Origin of the sequence: Mesorhizobium sp. M0590 (genome assembly GCF_040320905.1) — a bacterium.
Classification (GTDB): domain Bacteria; phylum Pseudomonadota; class Alphaproteobacteria; order Rhizobiales; family Rhizobiaceae; genus Mesorhizobium.
Window position 1 is genome coordinate 1 of the sequence record NZ_JAMYQN010000018.1, and the last position, 14,862, is coordinate 14,862.

General features: G+C 61.3%; 21 protein-coding genes. 17 read left to right on the top strand and 4 right to left on the bottom strand.

Features of this window, described 5'->3' with window-relative positions; all coding sequences use genetic code 11:
* Positions 1 to 210: 210 nt before the first annotated feature.
* Positions 211 to 510 carry a hypothetical protein gene (locus NKI52_RS25075; RefSeq protein WP_023675763.1) on the top strand — a complete coding sequence of 100 codons (300 nt, stop codon included), beginning with the start codon at positions 211 to 213 and terminating at the stop codon, positions 508 to 510.
* A gap of 51 nt (positions 511 to 561) precedes the next feature.
* Here the strand turns inward: NKI52_RS25075 and NKI52_RS25080 are convergent, their stop codons facing one another.
* The gene (locus NKI52_RS25080) at positions 562 to 837 is read right to left on the bottom strand and encodes a hypothetical protein (protein ID WP_023675764.1); all 276 of its coding nucleotides are present in this window, start codon (positions 835 to 837) and stop codon (positions 562 to 564) included.
* A 167-nt stretch (positions 838 to 1,004) separates the two neighbouring features.
* On the opposite strand from NKI52_RS25080, the gene NKI52_RS25085 reads away from it, so the two are divergent.
* From NKI52_RS25085 to NKI52_RS25125, 9 genes are all read left to right on the top strand, one after another.
* Positions 1,005 to 1,301, top strand: coding sequence for a hypothetical protein (locus NKI52_RS25085; protein ID WP_352571258.1), 297 nt, complete (start codon positions 1,005 to 1,007; stop codon positions 1,299 to 1,301).
* Between the two features lie 342 nt (positions 1,302 to 1,643).
* Positions 1,644 to 1,949, top strand: coding sequence for a DUF1236 domain-containing protein (locus NKI52_RS25090; RefSeq protein ID WP_023675766.1), 306 nt, complete (start codon positions 1,644 to 1,646; stop codon positions 1,947 to 1,949).
* A gap of 124 nt (positions 1,950 to 2,073) precedes the next feature.
* On the top strand, positions 2,074 to 2,286 hold the full coding sequence (locus NKI52_RS25095; RefSeq protein WP_352594171.1) for a hypothetical protein: 213 nt from the start codon (positions 2,074 to 2,076) through the stop codon (positions 2,284 to 2,286).
* An 86-nt stretch (positions 2,287 to 2,372) separates the two neighbouring features.
* On the top strand, positions 2,373 to 2,606 hold the full coding sequence (locus NKI52_RS25100) for a DUF2934 domain-containing protein (protein ID WP_352594170.1): 234 nt from the start codon (positions 2,373 to 2,375) through the stop codon (positions 2,604 to 2,606).
* Positions 2,607 to 2,766: 160 nt separating this feature from the next.
* Positions 2,767 to 3,696 carry an IS1595 family transposase gene (locus NKI52_RS25105; protein WP_352614486.1) on the top strand — a complete coding sequence of 310 codons (930 nt, stop codon included), beginning with the start codon at positions 2,767 to 2,769 and terminating at the stop codon, positions 3,694 to 3,696.
* An 8-nt stretch (positions 3,697 to 3,704) separates the two neighbouring features.
* Positions 3,705 to 4,559, top strand: a complete 855-nt coding sequence (locus tag NKI52_RS25110; RefSeq protein WP_352614488.1) for a hypothetical protein — start codon at positions 3,705 to 3,707, stop codon at positions 4,557 to 4,559.
* A complete protein-coding gene (locus tag NKI52_RS25115) occupies positions 4,552 to 5,058 on the top strand; it encodes a type II toxin-antitoxin system VapC family toxin (RefSeq protein WP_352614489.1) in 507 nt (168 codons plus the stop codon). The genes NKI52_RS25110 and NKI52_RS25115 overlap by 8 nt, the downstream gene beginning before the upstream one ends.
* Positions 5,055 to 5,234: a hypothetical protein gene (locus NKI52_RS25120; RefSeq protein WP_352614490.1), complete on the top strand. Its 180-nt coding sequence runs from the start codon at positions 5,055 to 5,057 to the stop codon at positions 5,232 to 5,234. Before NKI52_RS25115 ends, NKI52_RS25120 begins: the two co-directional genes overlap by 4 nt.
* A complete protein-coding gene (locus tag NKI52_RS25125) occupies positions 5,231 to 5,557 on the top strand; it encodes a hypothetical protein (RefSeq protein ID WP_352614491.1) in 327 nt (108 codons plus the stop codon). Before NKI52_RS25120 ends, NKI52_RS25125 begins: the two co-directional genes overlap by 4 nt.
* Before the next feature lie 211 nt (positions 5,558 to 5,768).
* Here NKI52_RS25125 and NKI52_RS25130 read toward each other — a convergent pair whose 3' ends face one another.
* Positions 5,769 to 6,101: a hypothetical protein gene (locus NKI52_RS25130; RefSeq protein WP_023675769.1), complete on the bottom strand. Its 333-nt coding sequence runs from the start codon at positions 6,099 to 6,101 to the stop codon at positions 5,769 to 5,771.
* A 273-nt stretch (positions 6,102 to 6,374) separates the two neighbouring features.
* On the opposite strand from NKI52_RS25130, the gene NKI52_RS25135 reads away from it, so the two are divergent.
* From NKI52_RS25135 to NKI52_RS25145, 3 genes are all read left to right on the top strand, one after another.
* Positions 6,375 to 6,626, top strand: a complete 252-nt coding sequence (locus NKI52_RS25135) for a hypothetical protein (RefSeq protein WP_023675770.1) — start codon at positions 6,375 to 6,377, stop codon at positions 6,624 to 6,626.
* A 184-nt stretch (positions 6,627 to 6,810) separates the two neighbouring features.
* Positions 6,811 to 8,061: an aconitase X gene (locus NKI52_RS25140; protein WP_352700171.1), complete on the top strand. Its 1,251-nt coding sequence runs from the start codon at positions 6,811 to 6,813 to the stop codon at positions 8,059 to 8,061.
* The gene (locus NKI52_RS25145) at positions 8,058 to 8,480 is read left to right on the top strand and encodes an aconitase X swivel domain-containing protein (protein WP_023675772.1); all 423 of its coding nucleotides are present in this window, start codon (positions 8,058 to 8,060) and stop codon (positions 8,478 to 8,480) included. The genes NKI52_RS25140 and NKI52_RS25145 overlap by 4 nt, the downstream gene beginning before the upstream one ends.
* Here NKI52_RS25145 and NKI52_RS25150 read toward each other — a convergent pair.
* Together NKI52_RS25150 and NKI52_RS25155 are read right to left on the bottom strand one after the other, a co-directional pair.
* Positions 8,477 to 8,641, bottom strand: coding sequence for an SIP domain-containing protein (locus tag NKI52_RS25150; protein ID WP_352700172.1), 165 nt, complete (start codon positions 8,639 to 8,641; stop codon positions 8,477 to 8,479). The two genes, NKI52_RS25145 and NKI52_RS25150, sit on opposite strands and share 4 nt — an antisense overlap.
* Before the next feature lie 220 nt (positions 8,642 to 8,861).
* The gene (locus NKI52_RS25155) at positions 8,862 to 9,893 is read right to left on the bottom strand and encodes a LacI family DNA-binding transcriptional regulator (RefSeq protein WP_352700173.1); all 1,032 of its coding nucleotides are present in this window, start codon (positions 9,891 to 9,893) and stop codon (positions 8,862 to 8,864) included.
* Positions 9,894 to 10,265: 372 nt separating this feature from the next.
* On the opposite strand from NKI52_RS25155, the gene NKI52_RS25160 reads away from it, so the two are divergent.
* From NKI52_RS25160 to NKI52_RS25175, 4 genes are all read left to right on the top strand, one after another.
* Positions 10,266 to 11,879 (top strand): extracellular solute-binding protein, encoded by a 1,614-nt coding sequence (locus tag NKI52_RS25160; RefSeq protein ID WP_352452729.1) that lies wholly within the window; start codon positions 10,266 to 10,268, stop codon positions 11,877 to 11,879.
* A gap of 78 nt (positions 11,880 to 11,957) precedes the next feature.
* Positions 11,958 to 12,818 carry a carbohydrate ABC transporter permease gene (locus tag NKI52_RS25165; RefSeq protein ID WP_352700174.1) on the top strand — a complete coding sequence of 287 codons (861 nt, stop codon included), beginning with the start codon at positions 11,958 to 11,960 and terminating at the stop codon, positions 12,816 to 12,818.
* A complete protein-coding gene (locus tag NKI52_RS25170; RefSeq protein WP_352700175.1) occupies positions 12,815 to 13,774 on the top strand; it encodes a carbohydrate ABC transporter permease in 960 nt (319 codons plus the stop codon). Before NKI52_RS25165 ends, NKI52_RS25170 begins: the two co-directional genes overlap by 4 nt.
* Positions 13,771 to 14,862 (top strand): ABC transporter ATP-binding protein, encoded by a 1,092-nt coding sequence (locus tag NKI52_RS25175; RefSeq protein WP_352700176.1) that lies wholly within the window; start codon positions 13,771 to 13,773, stop codon positions 14,860 to 14,862. Before NKI52_RS25170 ends, NKI52_RS25175 begins: the two co-directional genes overlap by 4 nt.

Sequence of the window (14,862 nt, forward strand, 5' to 3'; positions counted from 1 at the left end):
TGGCCAGGTTATTATGTTATTAAGACACATGAGGACTAAGCCCCCCATGCCCGACTAAATTGTGTCGTGCTGTGGGCCCCCGCCCCACCGAAAGGTGCGGCGGGCTTTTTGCATTTTCCCTCGCATTCTGTACGATCTTTCTTTCGCGACAGGGCGGCTCGATCCGGCGCTGCCCGACCAAGATGCGCGTTAGGCATGGGAGATGGTGTCATGCTTGCCAAGGTCCTGACACAAGCGGCAGTCCTGACAGCCGGGGCGCTTCTGTTTGCCGCGACGGCCCACGCCCGGCCGGACAGCCGCGCGATGACGTGCGAACAGACACAGCTTCTGATCCAGAGGCATCGCTCGGTGGTGCTGACCACCGGCCAGAACACCTACGATCGATACGTCCGCCAATTCGGCAATGAATGCGACTGGCCGCAGGTGCCGCGCGCCGCTTATATCAAGACGCGTGACGGTCAATGTCCGGTCTATCGCTGCCAGGATCCGGTCTTCGACCTCCCGGACTGAAAGCAAGGGTTTTTCATCCGACCGCCGATGCAGAATGCGGAAGGCGGTGGCTCATTCCTCGTCGAAAGGACCACCTTCCCGTTGGAGATCGCGCGAAATGACGCGTTCATCGGTGTCGTCCGGCAAGGCCTCGTCGCTTTCCTGGTAAGCGTTATCGTCGTCCTCCTCCGGCAGTTCGCCGCTTTTCTCGACGTCGTAGCGAATATCGCCGTTTTGCGGCACGCCGTCAGGGAGGATTCTCCCGCTCCGGATGGCGTCCCAGTCCTGCTGCTGGATCGTCGGGCTCTCCGTCTCGTCGTCGGTTCGTTCTTTCCTGCGCGGTTTCATCGCGGTTCTCCATAATGTCAGGGGCCCTGAATTGGCTCAGTGGTTGAACTCATAAGTCTGGCGGCCGGTTCCGGGCCGCTGCGGTCCGGGCGCATTGCCGCACGACGGAACCAATCGCGCCTGCCCGCCTTCACATTCAGAAGATACTGGCGCGAAAGGAGCTCGATATGAGACCGCTCATTTTCTTGCCGTATATGCTAGGTGCGCTGCTGCTGGCGGTGCCGGCGGCCGCGCAGCCGGGCGAACAGGCGCAATCCGACCGCTGCAAAGTCGAGCTGCCGGACCAGAACAGCGAGCAGCAGAAGCCGGCCGGCAACAATTTGTCCGATACGCTCGAGCCATGCGGTGGGGTCCTGAAGCCCCCGCCAACGGGCGATCAGGGCATGGCGGCGCCACCGCCGGACGAGGGCAGGACCCCGGTGATCAAGCCCGGCGAGGTGCCGCCACAGCCGCCAAAGCAGTAGCAGCGACGAGCGGCAACTTCGCGCCGCTTGCGCCGGCAGGTTTGTTGCACTCGCTTAGGAACATTAGCTTGTCCTAAATGTTATTTCAGACGCAGTAGATATCACCCCCCTCCGGTATCGCTGCTGATCGGGAAACCGATCGGCCCGCGTCTTGCGACGCGGGCCACCGCAGTTCATTCGCAGTCCATTCGCCGCATCGCGCGGGCACTTCACCGGTGTTCGATTAGCCGCCACTTACGGAACAACAAGGTGGCGTGGGCGTTTGCCTAGAGGGTTCGCCGCTTCGACCGGAATGCCGCGTCGCAATTGTAAGGGCGAGGCCCGTAACAACAGGAGTAGACGATGAAAATCCACCTTGTTCCTGCTGCGGCGGGATTGGCGTTGCTTGCCGGCGTCGGCGTGGCCACCGCGGACCAGGTGATTGTCACGCCCGAACAGCAGACGGTCATCCGCGAATACGTCCACAAGCACCCGCTTGCGTCGATCAGTCTTCTGGGGGTGGAGCTCAATATCGGTTCCACGTTGCCCGATACGGTCGAGCTGCAACCGATCGATGTTCCAGACGTGCGGTACAGATACGTCGTCGTCGGCAATCGCACCGTGCTCGTCGACCCAGGCACCCGCAAGATAGTGCAGGTCATCGAGTGATCGGCGTTGCCAAACCGCGAACCGGGTTTGGAAAGGTCACGGTCTAATAACCAAATCAGAGCTCCATCCCGCGCGATCGGGATGGAGCCGCTGTCGTCTCGAAACAAGGAAAGGAGCCATTCCCATGCTGCCGCATGTCGAGCCGGTCAACGTGGCCGCCGCCGTCGACAAACTGCTTGCTGAACGAGGCGATGGCCTGCTGTCGATGAAGGCGGCGATAGCACTGTTGCGCGAACGCACCGGAACCGAGCGCTCGGACGCCGACCTTGAAGGGCTGATCATCAAGAAGGCGGCGCTCCTCGGCGTCGCTGTCCTGTGTGACAGAGAGGCTCAATGACGGTGTTGCCTGCGCCTCAAGACGCGGGTCGAAATTTCAGCTAGAACAGCGTTGCTTACGCATGAACCGAGCCGACGGAGGTATCAGTGACGGACAGGCAGGAACGGATTCGCCAGCGGGCACACGCGATCTGGGAACAGGCAGGCAGGCCCGATGGGGCGCATCAGCAGCATTGGGATCAGGCTACCACAGAAATCGACACGGAAATCGCCGCGAAAGAGAAGACCGCCAGCCGGCCGAAGCCGAAAGCACGCCAGCCTAAGCCGGCGCCCGTCACCAAGGACGGAAGCAAACCCAAGGCGCGACCACGCAAAGCGTGAACGAGCGGATTTAGGCAGACTTGGATTGAACGCGTCCAAACGGCAGAATTCAGATCCATTATAGGCTACGTTCATGGTATAGGCCCGGCCGCCTGGCGATTATGTACTTTACAAACACGGCGATGCCTGATACCTTGAATCCACAGTAGGAATCCGGGTTATGAGCGTCCTTTCCGAGCCACATTTCCACAACGAAGAAGCTGCTTTTGAGCGGCTGGAAGCGATTGTTTGGCCCGAAGGTCCGATTTGCCCGAAGTGCGGCAACTGCGAACAGGCGCGCATTACCCGAGTCTCTGGCCCAACCGCTCGCACCGGCCTTCGCCGCTGCTTGGAGTGCAAGAAGCAATTCACCGTGAAGGTCGGAACGGTGTTCGAATCAAGCCATGTGCCGCTGCACAAGTGGTGGCAAGCGGCGCACCTTCTTGCGTCCAGCAAGAAGGGTATCAGCGCTCACCAACTGCATCGGACTTTGCAGGTCCAGTACAAGACCGCGTGGTTCATGTTCCATCGCTTGCGTGAGGCTATGCGTGACGGGGTGCTGTCCCCAATGGGCGGCGATGGCAAACAGGTCGAAGTTGACGAAACCTACATCGGCCGCCTGAAAGGCGCTCCGGTGAAGCGTGGCGGCGGCGCTCACAAGAATTCTGTCGTTACGCTGGTCGAACGTGGCGGTCGCGCTCGTTCCTTCCATGTCGATACCGCTCGCATGGGCAATGTCATGCCGATCGTTCGCGCCAACATCGCGCGGGAAAGCGCGCTCATGACTGACGAGTCCGGCATCTATCGCCGCGCCGGTCAGGATTTCGCCTCTCACGATTTTGTCACGCACTCCAAAGACGAGTATGTTCGCGGTGACGTGCATACGAATACCGTGGAAGGCTACTATTCGATCTTCAAGCGTGGCATGAAGGGCATCTATCAGCATTGCGGTGAGCAGCACTTGCACCGCTATCTTGCTGAATTCGACTTTCGCTACAGCAACCGCATCGCGCTTGGCGTCGATGACAACAACCGGACGGTAAGGGCTATGGCTGGCATCGTTGGAAAACGACTGAAGTACCGGGACTCATCGGGCGTCGGGGCGGAATAGGCGAGAAAATGGACCGTGTCGTCATAACGGTGCACCCCACCGTCTCCGATGAAAAGTTGCTGAGCGTCACCGACGCCATGCAGCAGGTTCTCGACCACATGAAGCTATTTGAGGCCGCTCAGCAGTCGATGGGCGACCCGCACTCGCGTTTTGAGTGGAGGCTGGAGAAAGCCAGCACCAATAGCCCGTTTACTGTCGTTGCCGTTGCGCAAGCGTCCAATCCTTCGGTCAATGTGTCGGCCATGGCTAAGCGCGTCAAAGCCGAAGTCTCGCAAGGTCTTCGGAGCCTCATGACGCGCGGCACTCCTCCGGAATGGATGACGCACGATACCTTCGCTGTTGCCAAAGGCATCTTCGCCAGAAATCTAAACGGCATCGGTGAGACTTATATTGATTTTGAAGACGGTGACGTGATCTCGATCACGCCCGATCAGGCGAAAGCCGGTATCAACACGCTTGATGCTTTCAACGTGATGGATTTCGAGCAAGATCTAGTGCCGCGACAGTCGTTCGGCGAGATTGAAGGCGTGATGCTTGCGGCTGGTCGCTATCGCAATAGAGAGGCTATCCAGATCAAAAACGAAATGTATGGCTTCATCTGGTGCACTCTTTCCAGAGACCTAATCGAAAGGTTCGGTGACGAGCATTCCATGAGCGATATTTGGAAGGGAAAAACCCTTGGGGTACATGGGCGGCTCAACTACATCGCCGGCGGAAAATTGCAGACCATAGACGCGGTCGAAGTGCGGGAAATTGAGTTTGCCCCTCTTGTGAATTTGGAAGCGATACTTGATCCTGATTTTACGGCGGGGATGGACCCTCACGAATATTTAGAGCAATTGCACGAAGGGCGGCTTGGCTAAAAGAGTGTATTGGGATTCCTGTACGTTTCTCGGCCTCATAAACCAGGAGCCGGGCAAGCTGAATAATTGTGCCGCAGTGTGGAAGGAAGCCGAAGCCGGCGACGTACTGATCTACACGTCATTCTTCACCTTTGCGGAGGTCTTCAAGGCGAAGTGCGAGGACGCCGGCAAGCCGCTTTCTGAGGATGGCGATAAGCAAATCGAATTGTTGCTGCGGCAAAGATGGATTCGCGCGGTCGTCGTTGACGAAAAGATTGGTGTCGCCTGTCGAAGGCTTATGAGACATCACACCGAATGCAAGAAGCCCTCCGATGGCATCCATTTGGCAACGGCGCTGGCCCTGAACGTCGATGAGATGCACACGTTCGATGGCGCCGATTTGCTCAAGCTGGACGGTAAGGTGAACCGCGCTGATGGCAAGCCGCTGAAAATCTGCCCTCCAAAACCAACGCCTAAGCCACCTAAGCCGCAGCACGATATATTTGAGGGCGCCCAATGACCGCGAAGCACAAGTCCGCAAAGCGGGATGACGCAACACAGTCGCGCGCGTTCATAGAGAAGGCGCGCGAGATTGAAGCGGACGAAGGGAAATCCGATGCCGATGCCCTAATGGGCAAGCTGGCGCGTACCCCGGCTGACCACAAGCAAAAGCCGAAGGGCAAGAAGGCACGATGAGCGTCGTCAGCGGTGTGGTGCTTTGTACATCTATTGCTGAAGATTGTTCGAGCCCGAACGGTCAGCCCGTTCTTTTCGAGCGCATACAGGAGTGGCTAGCGGAGCGCGCCGGCCCCTTCCAACAACTTAACAGCGTCGAGGCTAGCTTTGGCGGCAGCAAGCATCCGCAAATGTTTGTAGCTGGCGGCGGCTTCAACCATTTCTCCGAAGACGACTTTGCGGCCTACGTGATGTCGCTGCCTTGGCAAAACCCAGAAAACGTTGTGTTGGTGATCGACCCCGAAGAGGGGGCTACCCGCGTCTTCAGACCTCCCTGTTTGTAAAGTACATAATCGCCCCGCCTTGTCCGGATCGGTCCGGTCACGGCGGAACTGCCCTGCCCAGGCAATGGCAACAGCCATTCCTCGTGCCTGCCAGTGCAGAGCTCATATTCAGGCGCGAGATTCGTCGGCGCCAAGCCCGCCATCCCAATGGCGGGCTACTTACCGCCTTGCACGTGGCGGCAGCAGGGCGGGGCTCACACGAGCACGCGCCTCAGTGTGTTTGACGGCCAGGATCCGGCGAAGCGGACGCTCCGTCTTCCAAGGCGTCCCAGCCCACGGCGGGGCTTCTTTGCATCAGCTGAGGGCACGCAAACTCCGCCAGATCGGTTTCCGCGAAGCCGTCGAACTCGATAGCCGCCCCGTAGAGCTGGGCTGCTTGCATGACGAGCCATTCGATGTCTTCGCGCGCAACATTCTCGGCGAGGTTCTGCAGTCGCGCGGCTTCGGCGACAGCAGTCAGATTGATGGCAATCCCGGACCGCAATGTAGCCCGAACTCGGGAACTGACGTCTTCGTGCAGGCGAACCGAAAATCCGTAGCGCATGGAAAACCTTCCCTTCAGGAGCGGTTTATCCCTCGCTTTCACCATGCGCCCAGAGTCGGCGATTGACAAGCGAAAATCTTGAAAAATCATTTAGTATCAAATAGTTAGTGTATTTTGTCGATTGTGCGGTTGATGCTTGATCCGCTTCATTGGATTTCTGCACGGATCACGCATCTGGAGATCTTGACGTACTCTGCCAACATACCTAACTCTACGAAGAATTAGGAACATGCTAACTCAGCTAGTTTTAGCCTGGTATGACTGGAGGCCGAGATGTCCGAACTGGAACGCCCGGAACGATTGCAGATCATGCTGACCGCCGATGAACTGGCGGCGTTGGAGAACTGGCGCTTCGACAAGCGCATGCCGAGCCGGTCGGCCGCGGTACGGGAACTTTTGAGGCGAGGCCTCACAGCCGATGGTTTCCTGACGGCGGCGCATGGGACCAAGTCGCGCGACTTCGGCATCCTGCCGCATTCTGCAGATGGCGACGGGGCAGTCGACGGGGTGCCCCAGAAGGAATAGCGTCGTTTCCGCGGCGATCGCCCGCTCTGCGACCGTGCTTCGCGACTCTCTTGCTTCGCGATGAGCTGTGAACGTCTGGTCCGCTGATCGCCGCGAAGTAGAAGAGATCCAAAGCTCTGTCTTGCCAGACGCTCCGCAATCAGGGAGTGCTCGATCGGCATAGTGTGGGCCCGGGAATTTGCCGATGACGCTGGAATTGACGGCCGGCGACCAGTCGATGCTGCATGGCGAGCAAGGCTCGGCAGCGGCTGCCGCCATGAAGATCCTGGTCGCTTTCGCGAAGGCGGTCGGCGCGCGCAAATTGCTGGACATTGCCGGTGCCCATATCGACGGCTGCCTTTATCACGGCCAGGCCAGCCTCGATTTCGTCGAAATGCTGATCGAGGGCGGCGGCCGCGTTCGGGTGCCGACGACGCTGAACGTCGGTTCGTTCGACCTCATCCATCCCGGATTGGTGAAGATGCCGGTGTCGCAAGAAACGCCGGCGCGACGCCTGATGAAGGCGCATCTGGAACTCGGCTGCCAGGCGACCTTCACCTGCGCACCCTATCAGACCCGGTTCCGGCCAAGGTTCGGCGAGCAGATCGCCTGGGGTGAGTCCAACGCCATCGTCTTTGCCAATTCGGTGATCGGGGCGCGGACCAACCGCTATGGCGATTTTATCGATTTGTGCTGCGCAATGACCGGGCGCGCGCCGGCATGGGGGCTGCATCTGAGTGAAAATCGACGAGGCCAGGTCCTGTTCGAGCTGACTGACGCTGCTTTCGAGCCAAGCGACGCTCTGTTTGTCGGCGTCGGGCTGATCATCGGGCAAAGGGCTCGCGACCGCATTCCGGTGATATCGGGCCTGCCGCAGCCGCGCGACGAGGACCAATTGAAGGCGCTGGGGGCGGCGGCGGCAACGACGGGTGCCGTGGCGCTGTTTCATGCCGTCGGCATCACGCCGGAGGCGAAGACGCCGGATGAGGCGTTGCACGGCCTGGCGCCGGAGGAAAAAATCCGGATCTCTCGCGCTGACATCCACCATGCGCTGGCCAGGCTGTCGAGCGTCCCCGATGGCGTGCAGCTTGCAGCCGTGTCGTTAGGCACGCCGCATTTCTCCTATGACGAGTGGATGCGCCTGTTGCCGCTGCTGCGCGAAGTCGGTCCAGGCAAGGGTGTCCCAATCTATGTCAACACAGGGCGCGCGACGCTGACGCGGCTGCAGGACGAAGGCGCACTGGCCGGCATGGAAGCCTTCGGCCTCGTTCCGGTCACCGACACCTGCACCTATGTCACGTCGATCCTCGAGCGTCTCGATGGCGTGGTGATGACCAATTCGGGCAAATGGGCGCATTACGCACCTGGCAATATCGGTGTCTCGGTGGCCTTCGGTGACATGGAAGACTGCGTCCGCTCGGCTGCGGCCGGCCGCGTCGTGCGAGGCGCGCCATGAAGACGCCGGCCAGAACCGGTACATTCCACCTTTCCGGCTCGGCACAAGGCCCAGCGCTGGTGCTTTCGCAGGCGCTCAGCTTCTGGGGCGGGATCGACGTCGAAACGGGCGACATCATCGACCATTCGCATCCGGACCTGGGCGGCAATATCGCCGGCAAGATCCTGGTGATGCCGAGCGGGCGAGGGTCGTCGTCCTCGTCTTCGGTTCTGGCCGAAGCGATCCGCAGAGGCACGGCGCCGGCCGGCATTATCCTGGAGCGGCCGGACCCGATCCTTGCCGTCGGCGCCATCGTTGCCGAATTCCTCTATGAAATCAGCATGCCGCTCGTTGTCTGCGACATGTCAGGCATTGTCTCCGGCGACCGGATCGCAATCGGTCTGGGCGAAGATGCGCAAGCGATGGTGAGCAAGCTCTAGCCGGCCATCAGTCCCGCCGCGCCCCGCCGCCAGTAGGCTGCCGCCAGTGTTTCGTTGCGGCCGAGCGCCAGCGTGCCGCGCCAGTGTTCGCGCACCGTCGTGGCGGCTGCCGCTTCGGCCGCGAACCAGCCGAATGCCGAACCGGCCGGCCATGCGACCAACCTTACCCACAGGAGCGAAATGGCATGGTCGGCAGTGATAGCGGGCAGATGCGCTGGTTTCGATCGGGCAGCATGACGGTTATGCTGCCGCTGGCGTGTCTGTCCTTGCGCCGTCTTGCGGGTTCAAGGCGCTGGCCGCCGAGACGGTCGTCGCCGGCGGCGGAGACGAAGGCGCTGTTCGTATTGGACGGCGCATCTATGATCGGCTTCGGCCCTCCTTTCAGATCTCCGGAATGCTTTCCCTGAAGATCACCTGCAGCCTTGGCTGGTGCAATTCGTAAGGCAAGCCCCTGACCGCATGGCTCAAGGTATTGAGCGCCTCGCGGGCCTCGACGCGCGGGTTCTGGTCGATGACCGCGTCGAGCGTGCCGTCGAGCAAGAGCTCCTTGGTGCCCTCCGTTACCTCATGGCCGAGAAAGACCGTCGACAGTGCACGCCCGCGCTCCTTGAGTGCGCGGGCGATGCCGGTGTTGCCGGCGCCGACATTGTAGATGGCGGCCAGGTCCGGGTGCCGGTCCAGCAGGGCGGAGGCCTCCGAATAGGCTTTTTCCCGGTCGTCGAGCATCTCGCGCATCTCGACGATCTGCAGATTGGGCGATTCTTCCGTCAGTATGTGGCGGAAGCCCATCTCGCGCTCCTCGTGGCCGCGGTAGGAGAGCGAACCGGCGAACAGCGCGACCTTGCCCGGACGCCCGGCGCCCATGAAGCGGTTGAGAAGGTAGCCGGCGAGCCGGCCGGCGGCGCGGTTGTCGATGCCGATATAGGCGACCCGCGGCACATGCAGGATGTCGGAAGCGATGGTGACGACCTTGACGCCGCTGGCCGAAAGCGAGCGGATCGCCTCACGCACAGTTGGATGGTCGAGCGCGATCACACCAACGCCTTGCGTCTGCCCGTGCAGTTCCTGCAGCAGACGCGCAAGCCGGTCCGGATTGAAACCTTCGATGGTAGCGACGCGGACGTCGAGGTCGGGCCGCGCCTGCGCCTGCGCCTCGATCTGGCGGTGCAGCATCTTGATGAAGGAATTGGTGCCGGCGGGCAGGGCGAAATCGAGCCGTATTACCTCACCGCGCAGCGCGTTGAGCGAGCTCGGATTATTCGAATTTTCAGCGATATAGCCAAGCCGCTGTGCCGTTTCGAGCACGACCTCGCGGGTGCGCGCCCTGACCCCGGCGCGGTTGTTGAGCACACGGTCGACCGTGGCGGCCGAAACGCCGGCCTCCCGGGCTATGTCTGTCAGGGTGGACCGCACTGTCGATCACCTCATTCCAAAACGCGCCAGGGGCGCATCGAGATCACGCATTTCATGGGTCCACCGTCGGAGAGCGGCTTCATCGCCGTCCGCGATTCTGATGGGAAATGATGTAACCGGCCTTGGCCGATGCGCAAGCCGCTGCGCTATACCAAAATGCCCAAGCAGACCAAAGCGGGGAGGTGGGCAGCCGGGCTCCCTCAAATTCAAGCACCGGCTTCAGTATGAGAGCCTTTACAAACGCCATTCTTCCCCTCCCATGAGATGTTATGAGGTGTATTGATTATTTATGATGTTGACAGCCTTCGTATAGTGCCGTCAATATCCATCATAAGGGCCGTGGAGGAACAAGGCCCTGAGGGAGGAGTTCCAATGTCGAATTTGATCCGCGTGTCGCGGCGCCGTTTGCTGGCGTCCGGTGGAAAGGCAGCAGTCCTTGTTGCCGCCGCAGGTATTGCACCGAAATTCATTCGCCCGAGCCGTGCCTATGCGGCCGATGCCCTGGCGCCCGGCATGATCGGTGGCCCGACGGGCTTCGACGGCTCGGAACGCTATCAATATGGCGCCGACACGCCCGAGGGTCGCGCCATCGAGGCGGCCAAGGCGATGAAAGGCGCCGGCAAGGCGCCGGCCAAGATCGTACTTGGCCTGTCCGACGGCTCGATCGGCCAGTTGACCCAGCCGTTTCCGGCCGGTGCGCCGTCGATCAAGGATCTCTGGGAGAAGGAAACCGGCATTCCGTTGGAAATCGTCGGTGTGCCAAACGGCCAGGAATTCACCAAGACGATGCAGGACATCTCCACCAAGGGTGGGGCCTACGACATCTACGCGGTCGAATGGAACCGCCTTGGCGACCTCGCCGAAACCGGCGGCATCCTCAAGCTCGACGACTTCGTCGCGCAATACAAGCCGGAATGGGACGATCCCGAGCGCGGCTATGTCGACGGCGCCAAGGGCGTCTCGCTGCTCAATCAGTATCGCGGCTCGACCTATGGCGTGTCGCTGGATGGCGACTTCCAGACATGGGTTTACCGTACCGATCTGTTCGGCGACGCAAACGAGAAGAAGGCCTTCTCCGACAAATACGGCTATGAACTGGCGGCGCCGAAGACCTGGAAGCAGCATGACGAGATCGCGGCTTTCTTCCAGCGCCCGGACAAGGGCCTGTTCGGCTCGACCGATCTGCGCAACCAGGGCTGGGGCTACACCAACTGGTATCAGCGTTATGTCTCAATGGCTTCGCCCAATCAGTTCTTGTTCGACGACGCCGGCAAGCCGCTGATCAATTCGGAGCAAGGTATCGCGGCGACCAGCGAGTACATTGCGTCGCTTTCGCATCATTCGCCGGATGCGATCTCCTGGGGCTGGCCGGAGCAGTACGGCAATTTCGCCAAGGGCGGCGCGGCCATGACCTGTGCCTTCTCCAATCTGCCGAAGTTCCTCGACAATGCCGGCAACAAGGATTCAGCTGTCACCGGCAAGATCGGCTCGATGCTGCCGCCCGGCCGTGAAATCGACGGCAAGCTGGTCAGCCGGTCGGTGCTGTGGCTCAATCTGTCGGCGTCGGTGTCCTCGCAAGCCAAGAATCCGGAGGCCTGCTACCTGTTCCTGCAGTGGCTGGGCTCAAGCCGCATCTACGCCTGGATGACTGCCAATCCGGGCGGCTACTTCGATCCGTTCCGGCTATCGGATTTCTCGGATCCGCTGGTTCGCCAAACCTATCACGCCTACCACATGGACGTGGTGCGAGAGACGGTCGCCCGCACCGTGCCCACCATCAACTATCCCGGCGCCACCGCCTTCCACAATGCGCTGGACGAGAACCTCGTCGCCGCGCTGACCAAGGCCAAGACAGCCGAGCAGGCGATGGCCGACACCGAGGCCGAGTGGAAGAAGATTGCCCGCCGCACCGGCGAGGAGAAGCTTCTCGAAGCCATCAAGACCAACAAGGAGGCCTGGCCGACCGTCCTCGATCCGATCGCCTGATCCTCGCAGGATCTTACCAAGAAGGGGAGGAGCGGTCGCTCTTCCCCTCGGCAACGAAGGACCCAGCAAAGCCGCAAGATGAAGCGTTCAGTTCCTTTCGAGATATTGCGCTATGCCGCGATCCTTGCGGCGATGGCGGTTACGCTGGTGCCGATCCTGTGGATGGTGTCGATGGCGTTCAAGCCGATCGCCGAATGGTCGGCGACCGGCGCCGACCTGACATGGTGGCCGAAGAACCCGACACTCAGCAATTTCCGCTTCGTCTTCGGTGAATCGACCAACAATCTGATCGTCGCGCTCGACCGCACAGCTTTGAAGCCGATCCTGTCATCGCTGCTGTCGGCCACATTCGGCACGGCAATCGCCATGTCGGCGGGCACCGCGGCGGCCTACGGGCTGTCGCGCTTCGGCTCGGGCCAGAACCTGCCGCTGGCGCTGATCCAGCTTCGCCTGTTTCCGCCGATGGCGGTCATGACCCCGGTGATGATCATGTGGGCCTTCCTCAACTTCACCGACAGCTGGTGGGGGCTGTCGTTGATCTACGGCATCGTCACGCTGCCTTTCGCCTTCTGGCTGATGAAGACCTTCTTCGACGACATGCCGCGCGAGATCGAGGAGGCGGCACTGGTCGAGGGCTGTTCGCGGTGGCGCGTCTTCACGCGCATCACGCTGCCGATGATGCGCGCGCCGCTGGCCAGTGCCGCGCTGTTCGTCTTCATCCTCAACTGGTCGGACTATCTGATTGCGCTGCTTCTGACCACGCGCGAATGGGTGACGGTCCCGGTCTACATGGCCTCGCTGTCCTCCTCGATGACCGGCCAACTCTACGGCGCCAAGGCAGCCCTCGGCCTGATAGCCGCAGTGCCGCCTGTCATCATGGGCATCGCCATCCAGCGCCATCTGGTGCGCGGGCTAACTTTCGGGGCGCTCAAGCAATGAGCGCGGTGACTGCGACGATTTCGGAGGGCGACATGCAAGCCTCCAAAGCGGCGTCGGTGCTGCCGGACGACGGCGCAAAGCTCGGCTTCCGGCTGACGCTGCCGGCGCAGATCCTGGTGCTGTTCATCGCCGTCTTCCCGCTCCTGATGCAGCTCTACATCAGCCTGACCGACTGGTCGCCGCTGTCGGGCACCGGCTGGTGGAACGCCTGGTCGATGTGGAACAGTTTCGCCAACTACACCGACCTTGCCGCCGATGCGCGCTTCTGGAGTGCGCTGAAGCGCACGGCCATCGTCATGATCGTCTGCGTGCCGGCGGAGTTCCTGCTCGGCTTGGCGCTCGCGACACTGTTTGCCGACGAGTTCCCCGGCAAGCGGATCTTCTACTCGATCCTCTTGATGCCGATGATGGTGGTGCCGGCGGTTGCCGGCTACATGTTCTTCATGCTGTTTCAGTCAGGCGGCCCGGTCAACGACATCCTGTCGGCGATCTCAGGCTTTCCCGTCACCATCGCCTGGCTGTCGGACCCGACGCTGGCGCTCATCGCCGTCATGGTCGCCGACATCTGGCAGTGGACGCCGCTGATGTTCCTGATCCTGCTTGCCGGCCTGGTCGGCGTGCCCGACGACCAGATCAAGGCGGCGACGCTGCTCGGCGCCAACCCGTGGCAGCGCTTCGTCACCATCGTGCTGCCGAAGATGAAGACGATCATCATCATCGCGCTGGCGATCAGGGTGATCGAGAACTTCAAGATATTCGACACGCTTTACATCATGACCGGCGGCGGTCCCGGCGTCGCTACCGAAACCATCTCAGTCTACATCTACAAGCTCACCACCCAGGACCTGATCTGGGGCTATGTGGCGGCAATCGCGCTGGCCATATTGATCGTGCTGTCCATCGCTGCGGTGTTTGCCATGAAACGCATGGCCCGGGTACGCGAGGTGGCGGCATGAGCACCATCCACCTGCAGAACCTGGTCAAGAAATTCGGCGACTTCACCGCGCTGAAGACGATGGACCTGGCCATTGCTGACGGCGAGTTCATGGCGCTGCTCGGGCCGTCCGGCTGCGGCAAGTCGACGACGATGAACATGATCGCCGGCATGGAAGGGCCGACCAGCGGCAAGATCCTGTTTGGCGAGCGCGACATGGCCGGCGTGCCGATGGGGCGGCGCGGCGTCGGCTTCGTCTTCCAGAACTATGCGATCTTCACTCATATGAGCGTGCGGCAGAACCTCGCCTACGGGCCGAAAATGCGCGGCGCACCAAAGGCCGAGATCGGCCGCCGTGTCGACGCCATTGCCGAGATGCTGCAACTGACGTCGCTGCTCGACCGCAAGGCGGACAGACTGTCGGTCAACATATTGCAGCGGGTGGCGATCGGCCGTTCGGCGATCATGGAGCCGGCGATCTTCCTGCTCGACGAGCCGCTTTCCAATGTCGACGCCGCCTTCCGGGCAGTGATGCGGACCGAACTGAAGCAGTTGCAGCGGCAGTTCCGGCAGACCATGGTCTACGTCACCCACGATCAGCTCGAAGCAATGACCATGGCCGACCGCATCGCGGTGATGGACCACGGCGTGCTGCAGCAGGTCGGCACGCCGCTCGAGGTCTACAACAACCCGGCCAATGTCTTCGTCGCCCGCTTCATCGGCGCGCCGGGCATGAACCTGCTCAAGGGCAGGCCGGCGGAAAGCGACCGAGGTCTGGTCATCGATCTCGGCCCGCTCGGCGTGACACCGCCGCTGCCGGTCGAGATCGCAGATGCCGTACGCAGGATGCGCGGCGAGGTGTTTTATGGCTTTCGACCGGAGCAGGTGACGCTGGCTGAAGGTGGCCGTGGCCTGTCCATGCCGGTGAGTTTCGTCGAGCGGATCGGCGCGCGCACCATCATCCACCTTGGCGACGGCGAGACTGCGGTGAAGGCGGTGTTCGACAATGATGTCGGGCTGGCGATCGGGCAGACAGCTGTCGTCGCGCCTGCGGCGGAGGCGGTGCGCGTCTTCGACGCCGCCTCCGGTCTTGCATTGAGAGCAGGTTGA